Origin of the sequence: Paenibacillus sp. alder61, assembly GCF_020179875.1 — a bacterium.
In the GTDB taxonomy this organism is placed as follows: domain Bacteria; phylum Bacillota; class Bacilli; order Paenibacillales; family Paenibacillaceae; genus Fontibacillus; species Fontibacillus faecis.
In genome coordinates, this window is the sequence record NZ_JAIUDG010000003.1 from 193,270 (window position 1) to 207,699 (window position 14,430).

General features: G+C 50.1%; 14 protein-coding genes, 1 other RNA gene and 1 pseudogene. 7 read left to right on the plus strand and 9 right to left on the minus strand.

The annotated features are described in order from the left end of the window. The first annotated feature begins 117 nt into the window (after nt 1-117). Complete coding sequence (locus LBW89_RS04410; RefSeq protein ID WP_148454787.1) at nt 118-381, plus strand: AbrB family transcriptional regulator; 264 nt, start codon at nt 118-120, stop codon at nt 379-381. Continuing rightward, nucleotides 378-587 (plus strand): annotated as a pseudogene (locus LBW89_RS04415) (type II toxin-antitoxin system death-on-curing family toxin); the annotation flags it as partial. The gene LBW89_RS04410 and the pseudogene LBW89_RS04415, both read left to right, overlap by 4 nt. Before the next feature lie 180 nt (nt 588-767). On the opposite strand, the gene LBW89_RS04420 reads toward LBW89_RS04415, so the two are convergent. Beyond that, complete coding sequence (locus tag LBW89_RS04420) at nt 768-2,171, minus strand: SMEK domain-containing protein (RefSeq protein WP_225038677.1); 1,404 nt, start codon at nt 2,169-2,171, stop codon at nt 768-770. 270 nt (nt 2,172-2,441) lie between these two features. Between LBW89_RS04420 and LBW89_RS04425 the strand changes: the two genes are divergently transcribed. Beyond that, nucleotides 2,442-2,840, plus strand: a complete 399-nt coding sequence (locus LBW89_RS04425; RefSeq protein ID WP_225038619.1) for a winged helix-turn-helix domain-containing protein — start codon at nt 2,442-2,444, stop codon at nt 2,838-2,840. A gap of 459 nt (nt 2,841-3,299) precedes the next feature. Here the strand turns inward: LBW89_RS04425 and LBW89_RS04430 are convergent, their stop codons facing one another. From LBW89_RS04430 to LBW89_RS04450, 5 genes are all read right to left on the minus strand, one after another. Beyond that, nucleotides 3,300-3,821 (minus strand): RNA polymerase subunit sigma-70, encoded by a 522-nt coding sequence (locus tag LBW89_RS04430; protein WP_225038620.1) that lies wholly within the window; start codon nt 3,819-3,821, stop codon nt 3,300-3,302. Beyond that, complete coding sequence (locus LBW89_RS04435) at nt 3,818-4,240, minus strand: hypothetical protein (RefSeq protein WP_225038621.1); 423 nt, start codon at nt 4,238-4,240, stop codon at nt 3,818-3,820. The genes LBW89_RS04430 and LBW89_RS04435 overlap by 4 nt, the downstream gene beginning before the upstream one ends. Before the next feature lie 212 nt (nt 4,241-4,452). Further along, nucleotides 4,453-4,816: a transfer-messenger RNA gene (gene ssrA / locus LBW89_RS04440) on the minus strand. A gap of 258 nt (nt 4,817-5,074) precedes the next feature. Next, nucleotides 5,075-5,554, minus strand: a complete 480-nt coding sequence (gene smpB, locus LBW89_RS04445) for an SsrA-binding protein SmpB (RefSeq protein ID WP_148454783.1) — start codon at nt 5,552-5,554, stop codon at nt 5,075-5,077. Between the two features lie 356 nt (nt 5,555-5,910). Further along, nucleotides 5,911-6,780, minus strand: coding sequence for a MurR/RpiR family transcriptional regulator (locus tag LBW89_RS04450; protein WP_225038622.1), 870 nt, complete (start codon nt 6,778-6,780; stop codon nt 5,911-5,913). Nucleotides 6,781-6,972: 192 nt separating this feature from the next. On the opposite strand from LBW89_RS04450, the gene LBW89_RS04455 reads away from it, so the two are divergent. The 4 genes from LBW89_RS04455 (at nt 6,973) to LBW89_RS04470 (ending at nt 12,230) form a co-directional block, all read left to right on the plus strand. Then, entirely contained in the window at nt 6,973-7,860 is an 888-nt protein-coding gene (locus tag LBW89_RS04455) for a cell division protein FtsQ (RefSeq protein WP_225038623.1), read from the plus strand. Continuing rightward, a complete protein-coding gene (locus tag LBW89_RS04460; RefSeq protein ID WP_412066989.1) occupies nt 7,853-9,838 on the plus strand; it encodes an ABC transporter ATP-binding protein in 1,986 nt (661 codons plus the stop codon). Before LBW89_RS04455 ends, LBW89_RS04460 begins: the two co-directional genes overlap by 8 nt. Continuing rightward, nucleotides 9,813-10,622 (plus strand): energy-coupling factor transporter transmembrane component T family protein, encoded by an 810-nt coding sequence (locus tag LBW89_RS04465; protein WP_225038624.1) that lies wholly within the window; start codon nt 9,813-9,815, stop codon nt 10,620-10,622. Before LBW89_RS04460 ends, LBW89_RS04465 begins: the two co-directional genes overlap by 26 nt. 795 nt (nt 10,623-11,417) lie before the next feature. Beyond that, the gene (locus tag LBW89_RS04470; RefSeq protein WP_225038625.1) at nt 11,418-12,230 is read left to right on the plus strand and encodes a PHP domain-containing protein; all 813 of its coding nucleotides are present in this window, start codon (nt 11,418-11,420) and stop codon (nt 12,228-12,230) included. 721 nt (nt 12,231-12,951) lie between these two features. Here the strand turns inward: LBW89_RS04470 and LBW89_RS04475 are convergent. The 3 genes from LBW89_RS04475 to LBW89_RS04485 all read right to left on the minus strand — a co-directional run bounded on the left by LBW89_RS04475 (nt 12,952) and on the right by LBW89_RS04485 (nt 14,279). Beyond that, nucleotides 12,952-13,209 carry a hypothetical protein gene (locus LBW89_RS04475; protein WP_225038683.1) on the minus strand — a complete coding sequence of 86 codons (258 nt, stop codon included), beginning with the start codon at nt 13,207-13,209 and terminating at the stop codon, nt 12,952-12,954. Continuing rightward, on the minus strand, nt 13,149-13,457 hold the full coding sequence (locus LBW89_RS04480; RefSeq protein ID WP_318249339.1) for a histidine kinase dimerization/phospho-acceptor domain-containing protein: 309 nt from the start codon (nt 13,455-13,457) through the stop codon (nt 13,149-13,151). The genes LBW89_RS04475 and LBW89_RS04480 overlap by 61 nt, the downstream gene beginning before the upstream one ends. A 141-nt stretch (nt 13,458-13,598) precedes the next feature. Continuing rightward, nucleotides 13,599-14,279, minus strand: a complete 681-nt coding sequence (locus LBW89_RS04485) for a response regulator transcription factor (protein WP_225038626.1) — start codon at nt 14,277-14,279, stop codon at nt 13,599-13,601. Nucleotides 14,280-14,430: the final 151 nt, after the last annotated feature.

Consider the following 14,430-nt stretch of genomic DNA (forward strand, 5'->3'; position numbering starts at 1 on the left):
GTTGTGCCTGTTTTTTTATACCTAAAACCCATGAAACGAAGGAGATAGGTTGAGTCTAACCTTTATAACTGTATAATTGTTATAACGATTGAATATGATGATAAGGAGGGAATTTCTATGAATAGGATGTTTGAAATGGAACGAAAAGTGACCAAATTCGGAAACAGCTTAGGCATAACCATGACGGACGCTTTGAAGCAAATTGGACTGGATCAAGGCGATATCGTCAACATAGATGTTAACCCGGAATCCGGAGAAATTATTATTAAGAAATCAACAAAAGTTTCATTACCAGAAGGAGTTAGTCCAGACTTCATGAGTACTTTGTCAGATGTTATTGAGGCATATGATCAAACACTGAAAGGTCTCAAAGATAGATGACTTCAACTCGATTTTTATCTGTTCAAGAAGTCATAGCCATTAATGTTGCAATGATACAACGTTACAGTCCAGGTGAACTATTAGGAGTTAAAGAACCGGGATTGCTTGAATCAGCAGTCCATCGACCTCAAACTTCTGTACTTGGCGATGAAGCTTATCCTACGATCTTCGAGAAAGCGGCGGCTTTAATGGTCAATCATCGTTTTCAGTTTCAAGAGGTGGCTTCGATGATCGAAGACCACTGTTTTTTCATCCCTTGAAATTTATCCTAAGAATAAAGGTTATTCTTATCTGTATATCACCCTAGAGACTCCCCGTCACCGGATTCTCTTCGGGTCAGCCTGATTGTCTTCTTCAGCTAGCCGCAGGCGGAGATTTGAGAGCCTTTAATACAACTTTAGTGACTCGACACCATAGTCTTGAGAGCTAAAGTCATGCTTAAATTTCTCATAGATTTTCTTTTTTCTAAATAGCGTTTCCAGTAACCCCCTATTCCGCAAATAATCTAAATAAAATAAGTAGGGAATGAATTCTTCAACAATCCAATGATGGGTATAATCAACCCTCCATTTAATCAGATTATCGAATCCCTCCATTTTGCTTTGTGACGGTGTAAATCCCGATTTCCAAATTATATCAACATATTTAGAACTTAAATCTTTTACATGTAACTCTGCTAATATATCTGCTTCTATTCTACTTAAGTGATTCTTGTATATAATTATTCGGTCTTTTTTATAAAGATTAAGGGGGTGGAATATATCCCACTTAGTTTCACCCCAATAGTGGTCATGTTTTTGTGCAAAATCCACCATTTCTTCCCAAATATATTTAGGTACCCGTAGTATTTGGAATTCCCCCGGTTGTATCTCTGAAAAATCGATAGCTCCTACTACACTAAGTATTTCTTTACGTATTATTAAATAGTTTTTATGAAATTTAGTAATAATATCGCACAATTGTTTTACTGTTTCAAAATCTGTTACAAATCTATTATTCGGAAGTTTGATCCCTATTTTGTCTCCATCTATATACCAGATGAAATTCCGTTTCTCAATTTCTTTAAAATCATTATCACCATAAAACAATAAATCCCTTATTGAGTCTTCATCAAGAGTAATCATGCAATCCGACAGACCCTGCTGTTGAAAAAGGATGAGACACGAAAGCTTTTGTTCAAAATTAACTGGTATGTAAGCATCAATTCTAACCCGTCCTAACCCATACGCAAAGTAGCATACGTGTTTATCTCTTAATATTGTTTCATCTATATAGAGGCTTTTATCTTCTTCAACCGATTTAATTAATCTGATTACATTACTGTCGAGTTCAGACTCAAAGAAATGGAGTATCATCCCTAGTTCCGAAGTAGTCTTTTTGGCAATTTCCTTGAATAAATCATTAAGATCTAGCAAATTGTCAGTGGTGATAAATTGAAATTCAGGATATTCAAATCGTTTCCTTCTTGTTTTGATTTTGTTTCCGATTATCAAGATGTTTATTACATCAAATTCTTCGTACAATTTCAAATTTCTGAATTGATCTAAAGTTTCTTTTATTTTGCTAGAAGTAGATTCAGCAGTTACTTGATAACAAACACGATTCTCTTTATCACCGAGATCAATAGCAGGAAAATTCATTCGAAGTTTATTCATGTTTATCAAATTTAAATTAAACATCAGATTTAACAAACCATTAAAAAAATCTTCACTTCTCTTATTAATATCAAATTCCCCAACGTCATTACTGAGTTCAATATAGTACTTTAGGATACTCATATACCCTTTTATCTTATTTAGTAATCCAGTTGATTTTAGCGTATTCTTCTCCTCCTATTCAAATACCTTTGGAAAATACTTTGACTCTTTCTATAAACATAGAACGCAATTAAAAAAAGAACTTCTATACTTCAACCACCAAATCGGGTAATTAACAGTAAGATCAACCCAAGGTGGCGATAAAAATGAAAAACGAAGAAATCGAGCGCTTGAACTTAGCCATGAAAGAAACATCAGATAAACGGCTTTACGAAAGGTACCTGGCCGTACGACAGCGATTAGATGGACATACCTTTAGAGATCGGTAATTTACTCGGTCGCATTCGTCAAACCATCAGTAACTATTTGCAATGTTATCAAACCCAGGGTCTTTCCGGACTGGAAATGGGCCACTCCTCTGGACAACCACCTAAGCTCACGGAAGAGCAACGCATCCAATTAGCCGCTATGCTGGAGCAGAACCAGCCAGCCGATGTAGGGCTTGAAGCTCGCTACACCTGGATCCTGCCACTCATCGCAGAATGGATCAAGCGAGAGTTTGGGGTCACGATGAGTGTGCGCGGAATCAGCGCCATGCTCAGACGCATGAACTTCAGCTTCACCAAAGCAACCTATACGCTGGCCAACGCCGATGAGGAGGCCCAGGCGTTTTTCCGCAAGCACACCTTTGCCCAGCATTAAAAAACAGGTGGAAGCTGAAGAAATCGATCATCTGCTGTTTGAAGACGAATCGATGATTCGTTCCTATCAAGCACTGCAATATAACTGTTTTCCGCGAGGCAAGCAAAGTCCACATATGGGAAGCACGAAGGGGCGAAGCTGTTCGGTGCGATCAATTATGAAACCGGACAGGTGCATCATCGTGAAGAAGAACAGGCCGAAGTCAGGGGTGGTCAATAACGTTTTTTTGAGAAGTTCTATAAGATTAAGCTTCATATCAGCCAGTTTATAAAGCGAACCAATAAAGCATCCGATGGAAACTATGGATCGCCTATTAATTAGGTTTTAATCTTAAATCCGTTCTATATAGCCTAGTATGTATAATATCCATGAAACAAAATGCAACCGTCAGGCCTCAGCATACTGACTAAGATATTTCAACGTCCTCGTTCCACCTCATCTGCAAGATCCCCGTTCACATCAAGAAATCGATACGGAAAAATAAGCTGCTGCCTTATTTTGAAGAGCCTCTATTACGAATTGAATCTCATGTATAGGGAGCTGAAGTAAATTCGACAATTTTGAAATATTGTATCCCTCTATTAAATGGATAAGAGTACATTTCTCAATTGAAGATAAGCCTTCTATAAATTGTTTGACATCAATAATTGTGTCGTCTAGCGGAGGAGTTCCTACATATCGTGATAGTACAAATGTAGTATTATCGTCTACTTGCCCAGCGTCCAACGAGAAAAGCGACTCTAGTTTCTTTACAGCCCAAGCCTCCTTGTTTTTTTGCTTCATGATAACACTAAACCGCTGAAACATGTAATCTTTAAAGCACCCATACTGAGTTTTATAAGTTCGGATTGCGTCTAAAAGTGCGATTTTGCCTTCCATCAAACAGTCCTCCATCTCCATTCCTTTATAGGAGTTTTTGCACATTTGTATCACATCAGGCAAATAAGATTTAACAACATCCTCTTCAGTAATACTCCTCATCGCATCAATTCCTTCTTTGGAAGCATTGCTTTAAGCCCGTTAAGTCTTGGCTTTTTTGGTGTTTTCTTGGGGATGGCTGGAATAGGGGTCGGCGGTACTAACTTAGCTATCCAAATACCATCCATATTCTCGACTAAGTACCTTGCGGGTAGACGGATGCCTCGTTCTGTAATTCTTTCAATTAAGCTCTCAGCTTTAATTCTCCCATTTTTGGGGACACCGAACCCCTTTATATCCTCTAGTAAACCAAGCATGGTCCCGTCTGAGTTTACTCCTATCTTGATGAACTTGGGAATACTCTCGCATAATTTTGCGTTTAAGTTAAAATTCTTTTCATCCGGTATAGTAATTGAGAGAATTTTTTTAGGCGGAGTCGGTAAAAACCAATCAAATTCACTTTCGAAATAATTCGAGGCCATGCACTCACTCTCCCTTTTAATTGGAATTTTATTACTTTATCTTACTTCATCGAAAGTAAAGTGTAAATATAAATAATACTACTATTGAAGTTTTTTGTTATTCTGTTATTCTTATTATGTCAGATAAATATCTGTGGATTGAAAAAATAGTAGTATTATTTACACTTGAAACACAAAAAAGCGACCTTAATCGGTCGCTTTTTGCGTGCTACATATGGAGGCGAGGGGAGTCGAACCCCTGTCCGAAGGCAACGCCACATAGGCTTCTACGGGTGTAGTGACAGTTTTGATGTCACCCTAGAGACTCCCCGTCACCGGATTCCCTTCGGGTCAGCCTGATTGTCTTCTTCAGCTAGCCGCAGGCGGAGACTAGACAGCGTATCCCACTAAAGTTGGGCCCTATTCCCGGCACATGGGCGATGCAGAGATAGAGCTAGCACGCAGGTTATTAAGCTGCGAAAGCTAAGTTGTTGTTTTGTTTGCCGTTTAATTGGCTTTAGCGTTGATAAAGCGGACGCGTCCCCACTACCCGCTACCCATGCTCGATCTACCCCCGTCGAATCCAAAAACGCCCCCGCAATAAAAAGTCCTGCGGTCCGCCGTCCCGGTTCAATCGGTCAGCTTCAAGCAAAGGAGCAATAAAACATAAAACCAAACCTTGCTTCCGTCATCATTTAATGACGGTATTTCCTTACTTATTATATAAACAGCAATACGCTGTTTACATCAATTAGTATATCATACTCTGCAATACTCTGCTTCATAAGTTGCTGGTATGTCTGGCAAAAGTACACTCCGCTGACGATACTCCCGCACTCACTTTCGGCCTTGCTCTTACCGCGCCACCTTCTGCTTCTCCCGCAGCACGCGCTGAATGTCGCGCTGGGCATCGCGTTTGGCGGCGGCGTCGCGCTTGTCGTACTGCTTCTTCCCTTTACCGAGGCCGAGGAGCAGCTTGGCGTAGCCGTTCTTGATGTAGATCTTCAGCGGCACGATCGAGTACCCTTCCTGCTTGGACAAGCCCAGCAGCTTGTTGATCTGCGCTTTGTGCATCAACAGCTTGCGCGTCCGGGTCGGATCGGTCGGGTTGTGTCGGTTCCCTTGCTCAAACGGGCTGATGTGCATGTTGTGGATGTGAATTTCGCCGTTTCGGATCGTCGCGAACGCGTCGCCGATGTTCACTCGGGCGTTCCGGATCGACTTGATCTCGGTCCCGGTCAGCACCATGCCCGCTTCGTACGTATCCTCGATGAAATAGTCATGGGAAGCTTTTTTGTTCTGGGCCAGCACCTTGCCGTCATTTTTCTTCGCCATGGTTCATCCTCCTCATCATCCCTCAACGATAATTAACCTTTCACGATATCGCATCATCGTGCCAGACTTTAATTGTAGCAACTCCGCCGCTTAAAATCAAGGAATGCCCTTGATTTACAAGGGCAAATCCCGCTTTCGGAACCGAGCGACGGCCAAAGCGAACACCATCAGGCCGATCCGACTTGCCGACTAAAAGCGAAGCTCACCTATAACACCGGTTTGTACAGCACGATATTCATCTTTCTAAGCTTCTTCGGTCATAATAAAGAATATAATTCGGACGGCTCACACCAGGCACAAGACCCGGGCCCCTTCCCGAAATCTCCAACCGACAACCCGATCGCGGCACACCTGGCTCAAGCCTTCCCGCGCGGCAATTTATCGGCGTAACGCTTGCGCAGCTCGCCCAAAACTTCCAACTTGGACAATACCTTGTCCCGGTTCAGCAGGCCGATGCTCAGGATCATCTCCTCCACCAGCAGCAGCGGGGTTACCATAGAGTGGAACTCTCCCATCTCCCCCCGGCTGACGTAAAAAGCCGCCTCCACCGGCACGCCGTATCGAAACTCCTCCCGGTCCGTAATCATGACCGCGGAGCAGTTGGTCCGCTTCACGCAGTCCAGGATCACCTCGGTTTCGGGCAGCAACCTCGTAAAATGAAACAGCACCACCACATCGTCCCGCTGCACATGCGCGAGCGATTCCAGGACCTCATGCCCGCTGGCCGCCATCATCCGCACCGACATGCCGAAACGCGACAGCCGGTAGGACAAGAGCTCGCCCAATGCCACCGCAGGACCGGGAGCATAGACGTAAATCCGCCGGGCCCCGGCCATTAAGGAGGCGGCGCGCTGAAGCTCTTCCGGCTCCGTTTTTTCCGCCGTTTCGCGCAAGTGCATCGTGGCCTGCTCCAGCATTTTTAACGGCAGACTGGAAGGGTCGAGCTTCGAGATCGTCGTCTCCAACTTCAGCGCCGGCGTCGTATCGAAAGCGGAGCGCAGCTTCAGCTTGAACGCCTTGCCGTTCTCGTAGCCCGCCGCCCGCCAAAACCGCGAAACCGTGGCAATGCTGGTCCCCAGCCTGTCGGCGATCTCCTGCTCCGTCATAAACAGCACCTCTTCCGGGTTGCGCTCGATGAAATCGGCGATTTTCAACTGCCCGGGCGAAAACTTCTTTTTATCGGGAAATCCGGGATTCCGATTCAAATCCATGGCGATTCGGTTCATGACGATTCATTCCTCTCCGCGTTCTTTTTCCATGTTCTTTCCCCAGCTTAGCAGAGCTTTGTTATGTAAGTTTTTTTTCACTGTTTTCACTATGTAAAAATTATTACACCTCGTTGACACAATGCCGCTATTCTTTTAATACTCCTCCTCTACACTTAAGAACAAATTCAAGTCCAAGGAGGCGTTACCCCCATGAGCCGCAAGTCGCTCTACACCCTGACCTCATCGCAAAAAATGATGATCTTCGTGCTGTCCATGTCCCTGTACGGCCTGTCCAACATGTTCACCGAGCTGATCCCTTCCCTGCAACTGGGTCCGATCGAGCTGTCCGTCGAATACTTTGCTTTTATCCCGTTGACGCTGTGCATGCTGTTCCATCCTTTCTATGCGGCCGTCGGCGCGGCGCTGGGCGAAGTCATTTTCGGCGAGCTGATGCTCGGGCAGTTCGGCGGCCTCGGCGAGTTGGAGAAATTCCTCACCTTCTCGTTCGCCATGTACGTCGCGGGCCGCATCGTCCGCAATCCGCAAAACCGCACCCAGGTCGGGATCGCCGCCATGACGGGCGTCATCATCCATCAGCTGTGCAGCAGCCTGGTCGACATCGGCAAAGTCTGGATCGGCGTGGAAGAATTCGAAGCCGTGCCCGGCCTGGCCGAGAGCGTCGTGCTCGTGGAAGGCGTAAGTTTTCTGAATGACGTCCTGTTTTCCGGGATTTTGTTCGCCCTGCTTCCGACGCTGTATCTGGTACCCCGACTCTATGGAAAAATAGAACCCCTGCTCGGCATCAAGCCCCGCGAAAAAAGCACCCGATACGAAGCAGCCGGTGTCGTGTCACCCAAGCTGGTCCTGACGGGCACCCTGCTTGCTTTGGTCGCCTTCGGCGCCGAATCCTTGTCCGAAACGGACTGGAATTTCGGGGAGTGGGACAGCGGCTTCGCCGAACAGCTGGGCGACGGCGCGATCTGGCTGAGCATCGGCGCGGCGGCCGTCGTTGCGATCATCGTACTCCTGGCGATGCGCGCCAAAAAAGCCCGCGCCGCCGCCCAAGCCGGCGACACCGGAGGCGTGCCTCATGCCTAATGAACATCGGTCTCTTCCGGCAAGCGCCATGCCCGAAAAAACCGAATCCCCGGCCATTGAAATCATCGGCGTGTCGTTTACCTATCCCGGCTCCGAGCAGCCGGTGCTGAACGGAGCGAACTTGAGCGTCGCCCCCGGCAGCTTCACCGCCATCATCGGCGGCAACGGCTGCGGCAAATCGACGCTGTGCAAGCTGTTTAACGGGCTGATCCCGCATTATTACTCGGGAGATTTCGAGGGGGAAGTGAAGTTGGGCGGCGTCCCGTCCCAAGGCCAAAGCGTCGCCGAGCTCTCCCGCAAAGTCGGCTATGTCTACCAGGACTTCGAGAACCAGCTCGTCCGGCCCACCGTGCTGGACGAGGCCTGCTTCGCGCCGCTGAATTACGGGCTCCCGGATTACCGGGAGCGGGCCCTCCGCGCGCTGGATCTGTGCGGCCTCGCCCCGCTGGCCTCCCGCTTCATCTGGGAGCTCAGCGGCGGGCAGAAACATCTCCTCGCCCTGGCCGGCGCCCTGGCGCTCGAGCCGGACATCCTCGTCGTCGACGAGCCGGTGTCCCAGCTCGATCCCCGGCATGCGCGCCAGGTCTATGAAGTGCTGCGGCGGCTTAACCGCATCCACGGCAAGACGGTCATCGTCATCGAGCATCATACGGAGTTTATCGCCGATTACTGCCGGGACGTCTGCCTGATGGAGCAGGGCCGCGTGCTGTGGAAGCTGCCGGTCGCCGAGGCGCTCAACCGCCTCGACGATCTGGCGCGCCTCGGCATCCAGCCGCCTGAGGCGACCCAGGCCGCGGCCCGGTTGGCGGCGCTGCGGGGCACGGCCGCGCAGCCCCTCTACCCGGTGACCACCGGAGAGGCGCTGCGCCATTTCGGCGGCCTGCTGGAGGGGCCGATAGGCGAAGCGGACGATAGGAGCCGCGCAACCGGGGATACCCGGGATATCGGGTCGACAGAAGCAGGCACATTCGGGGCTATCGGCACCATCGATGCGGCCGATGCGGCTGATGCGATCGATGCGATCGATGCCACCGTCGTACGCGACGCGATCAGCGCGGCCCCCACGGCCCGCAATCCCGTCGGCGGGCCCGCCGAGCCCAAACCGGACCAGCGCCCGCCCGCGGCGGTGATCCGCCTGAGCCAGGCCGCGCTCAACTACCGGACGCTCCGCAAAGCGGAGCACACCGTTCTTCGCGGCCTGACCCTGGACATCGCCGAGGGCGAACGCGTCGCGCTGGTCGGCAACAACGGCGCCGGCAAATCCTCCCTGCTGCGCCTAATCGCGGGGATCGCCAGGCCGTCCGGCGGCTCCGTCGATGTCCTTGGCCTCGACACGCGCAGCACGTCCGTCGAGGAACTGTCCAAACATGTCGCCTTCGTCTTTCAGAATCCCGAAGACATGTTTATTGAAGACAGCGTACGCAAAGAAGTCGCGTACTGCCTCAAAAAACGCGGTTACCCCGACGCCGGGGCCACCGTGGAAACCATGCTCCGCAGCTTCCGCCTGGAAGAGCTGCAGGACCGCGACGCCCGCCTGCTCAGCGGCGGGCAGCAGCGCCGCGTCTCGCTCGCGATCGGCGCGGCCGTCCGCCCCGCGGTGATGCTGCTCGACGAGCCGACGGCCAACCTCGACCTGGCCACCCGCGAGGAGCTGCTCGGCACGCTGCGGGAGCTGGAGCGGCATGTGCGCACCGTCCTCATCGCCACGCATGACATGCAGCTCGTCGCCGGTTGGGCCACGCGCGTCATCGTCCTGCACGAGGGACGCGTGGCGGCCGACGGGACAGCGGCCGAGGTGTTCGCCGACCCCGAGCTGATCCGCCGCGCCGGCCTGGCCCCGACGCAGAGCATGGAGCTCTCGGCCGGGCTCGGGCTTCGGCCGCCGTGCGCCGCACCGCAAGAGCTGGCGGACCGCTTGCACCGCATACTCGCAGAAAAGGAGGCCCCTTCCCATGGAGCTCGTCCGCAACTGGTTTAACAAGCTGTCGCTGGACCGGATCCAGCTCGAACTGATGAACACGGCGTACGGCAGCGGCCATGCCTCCCTGTCCCGGCTCGATCCGCGGGGACTGCTGATCTGGTACCTTTTTTTCGCCATCGTACCTTGGTTCGTCAACAGTCTGCTCGTCCTGGCCGGCATGTGCCTGTTTATGGTCGTCACGACGATCCTGTCGCGCGTCACGCCGTTCATCATCTTCGTCCTCTGCCTCGGCCTGATCGGGCAGGTGGGCTGGCTGTTTGTGATCTCGCTGTTTTTTGGCGGAGATATCTCCTCCGCCCTGCCGCTGCTGAAGCTGACGCTCAAGTTGTCGGTCGTGTCCCTGGCCAGCATCACCGTCTTCTCCGGCATGGACCCGGAAAAAATCAGCGACGGCCTGCTCGCGCTCGGCGTCCCCGCCGCCTTTTCGTTCAGCCTGTCCTATGGCTACCGGATTCTGCCCGTGCTGTTCGAGGAGTTCCGCAACGTGCTGCTGTCCTACCGGCTGCGCGGCAAAGCCCCCGAACACCCGGGGCTGCTGTACTGGCGCAAGGGTGCCTACTATTTGAAGCTGCTGGTCTACGCCTTCTTCCCGCTGATGCTGGCCACCGCCAAGCGGTCCCGCACCACCGTGGAAGCCCTGGAGACGCGCGGCTTCTCCTACGGCCTCAAAAACCCGGCCGCCAAAAAACTGAAGCTCTCGCACCTCCGTTTCCAAACCCGGGACGTGCTGTTCCTGTCCGGCTCGGCCGCGTACGTGACGGTGCTGTTCTGGTTCGGGTAGGCCAGAGGGGGCTAACCCGGACCCTTGGCCGTGTCCCTGGCCAGGCCCGTGTCCCAGTCCCTATCTCAGACCCTTGGCCCGTACCAGGTCCGGCTCTCGGCCTGACCTGCCCAATAACGGCCGAAAAGACCGTTATCCTGGCCATCCAGGACTTTGAAAACAAAATAGCGGCTCATAACCGCCTCTCTTTGAAGCCGGGCGAGTAAATAAGGGCCATTTGCGGCGCTATTTTGTCGAATTTGGCTCTTCGATGAGAAATAGCGGTCATTTGGGGCCTTATTTTAGGGAAAAGTGGGCCGAAAACCGATTTTTGGGCTCGCACCAGAGAAATAAGGCCCTTTTTAGCCGCTATTTTCCACGAAAAAGCGAATTTGGGCGAAATAGCAGCCCAAAACGCCGCTATTATAACGGGCGGCAAGTGAGATCGCGGGGTCGGCAACACCATGTCAATTTAATGCAACGCCAGTGCCTTATATTAGAGAAAGTTGGGAAAAACCGGATTTTTGAGCTCGCACTAGGGAAATAGGTCCCTTTTTAGCCGCTATTTTTCCCCAAAAAGCGAATCTGGACGAAATAGCAATCCAAAACGCCGCTATTATAGCTGCCGTTAAAAAAGATTGCGAATAAGGCAGCACACCATATCAGATTTAGTGTAACGCCAGTGCCCGCAAGACCCCTATCAGGGAAAAAATCGCCCTAAAGAATACTTGTTCCAAAAGGCAACCCGAGCAAATCGGACCCCGAAAGCAGCAGAGACAAAAAAACTAATCAACCTCACCTAAGGAGTGTTAATTCATGCGAATCGACCTGCATACTCACGCCAAACTGTCCAAGGCGAGCGATTTCTCAACCGCCTATTACGAAGAAATGATCCGCGAAGCGGTAGCGAACGGGCTGGACGCCGTAGCCTTGACCGAACATTTCAACACACGCCGTTTTTTCGAGGTCTACGAAAATCTGGATCGGATGTACCCTTACAACGGGGAGTATTATGAAGCCGGCTCCCTGAAAATCTTCCCCGGAATGGAAGTGGATATCCGCGAGACCGGCCACATCCTGCTGATCGGGCGTAAAGAGCATATTTTGGAAGCCCGGCGACACCTCGAGACCTACACGGAAAAAGGCCGCTTCATCCCTTTTGCCGACCTTCTGACCTTAGCCGAGGCCTATCCGCTGCTCAAAATCGGGGCGCATCCGTTCCGCGCATCCACGCCGCTTCATCACTTGGATCCCGCCGAACTCCGGCGCCTTGACGCCTTCGACCTGAACGCCAAGGACATGTACGAATACGGCAGCGAGGCCAACCGCGAGCGGGTCGAGCGTTTTGCGGCCGCACTCGGCAAGCCGGTGACCGCGGGCAGCGACACCCACCAGTGCCTGCAGTACGGCAGCGTGTTCAACGAACTAAACCATCCGTGCGGCAGCGTAGCTGAACTTAAGCAGGCCATCGCCAGCGGAGCCTATGACATCCATGTCGCCGACAGCCTCCCCCTGCAGGTCAAGGCCTCCGTCATGCTCAAAAAACTCCTGAAGCGCCTGGCCCAATTGGAAACCGAAAGTCCCGCCCCGGCGGTTGCCATCGGCGAGTCCTCTCCGCAGGGAGCCTAAGCATAGGTTAAAATCAAAACTACCCGTGAGAACGGGTGGTTTGCTCTAAGACTATAAGCCATTATTACCGGCTCGCGTCTAAAGGCGCTAGCTTTCACTACGTTCAAGCTACTATGCCGTTGCCGCTTTTGCCTCCCCCTGAAGGGGGGGCGATTATCACTAGTGCCCTGTCAGACAACCTTGGTAACATAGAATTCCTGCATATCTGCATGCTTTTTTCCTGTTTGGACTCAAAATTTCCAAATTCCTGCAGATTTGCATCTTTTTTCGTTTTCCCCTCGGGGATCGGCTTAAATACCTGCAGATTTGCATCTTTTTGGAGCTGGAAGCTTGGAAGCAAGCACACTAGGCGCCTCTTTGTATGTGACATATCACTTCCATTAGCCATTAAGCCACCTTTTCCTTTCGGTATACATCGTAGCTTGAACACTCGTATTATAACGACCAGGTGGTTTTTGCTATAAGCATCACTACACCACCCGCATAGCAGGTGTTTTTTCTTTCGCACGCCTCGCGAGCTCAACTGGCTAAAGCCCCAAATAAAAAACATGGGTGATCACTCTCGAAAAGCGAGCACCCATGTTTTTTTGTAAGATGCGGTTAGCCATCTTCTTCTAGTACGAACAGTCCATCACGGTCTCTCCCTCGAGGACAAATCGAGAAAGTGTCCATCCAAATGTGGACAAACAGATATATATCACAAGCGGAAACTTGCATAATATCACGGGTCCCAGACCGGGTTGGCCGATGCCAGGGCTCCTTCGAGCGGCAAAGTAAGTGTAAATTTAAATAGGTTGTTTGTATGATGGAGGGTTAAGGTTCCGCCATGCAACTCGATAATATGGATGCTGCTTTCTTGAGCGATCGGTTCAAACTCAAAAAGCAATTGATCGAGAAGCTGGGATATATCGATCTTCTTCAGATCCAACCAGGTTTCGACCGAAGTAAGCCGGGTATATTCAAACAGATCATCGAGCATTTTTTTAGATGAACCGCCTTGTTATAAGTGTTTTGAACAAACCGCGTATATTCCTCTTCATTTCGGAACGAGTTGGTTCTTAAGAGCTCTATATAGCCGATAATACTTGTAAGCGGCGTACGCAAGTCATGGGAAAATGCCCGTGACCCCGCTCTAAAGTAACCAAATCTTTGACCATTCGCCGGGTCAATATTATAGAAAGATAAAATAAAGATGGCGATAAACAGCGGAGTCATAAGATAGGGCATGTATAATATTTTTCACGATCGAGCATGAAGAAAACCCTGGATACTGTGGATGTGGTCAAAATCGCAATCAGGAAACTTAACACGAAGTGGGATAAGATATGTAACCGGATGCTCTTTTTTCTTCTTTGTTTTAAAGGCCGCTCAGTCAATTTTATAGCCCACTCCCCAGACTGTTTTGATGTAATTCGGGTCCCTTGGAGATTCTTCTATTTTCTCCCGCAAATTACGAATGTGAACCATTACTGTATTGTCCGAATATCCATACGGCTCTCTCCACACGCTTTCGTAAATCTTTTCGGAGCTAAATACCTGGCCGGGGTGGCTTGCCAGCAACTCCAGAATGGAGAACTCCAACGGGGTCAGTGATATGTGGTTTCCTTTTAAAGTAACGGAATGCTTGGCCTTATCAATGATCAAATCTTTGATAATGATAAGAGAATTGAATTCTTCTTTTCCCATTAAGGACTGCCGCCGAAATTGCGCTTTTACTCGAGCGATCAATTCCAACGGGTTAAAGGGTTTTATCATGTAATCGTCCGCTCCGGTCATAAGACCTGTAATTTTGTCCATATCCTCTTCCTTGGCCGATAGCATGATAATGGGAGTGTTCGAGATTTCCCTAATTTGAATGCACGCCTTAATCCCATCCATTCGCGGCATCATGACGTCGAGGATGACCAGATGAACGGGCGTTTTTTTAATGACATCCAGCGCTTTCAGGCCATCCGCAGCCTCTATGACATGGTATCCTTCATTTCGCAAATATACGTGGATGACATCCCGAATCTCTGAATCGTCGTCTACGACAAGTACGGTGTTCATGATACGGTACCTCCTTTGGATCCCGCCGCGGTTCAGTTAAAGCGTATCCTTTTTACGACAGGTGTATACAACGACTACACCCCATTATACCTGATCCTGTTTTCTCTTCGTTTTGTTTCTGGTTGAAAAAATAGTAACGAAAAAATCTAAG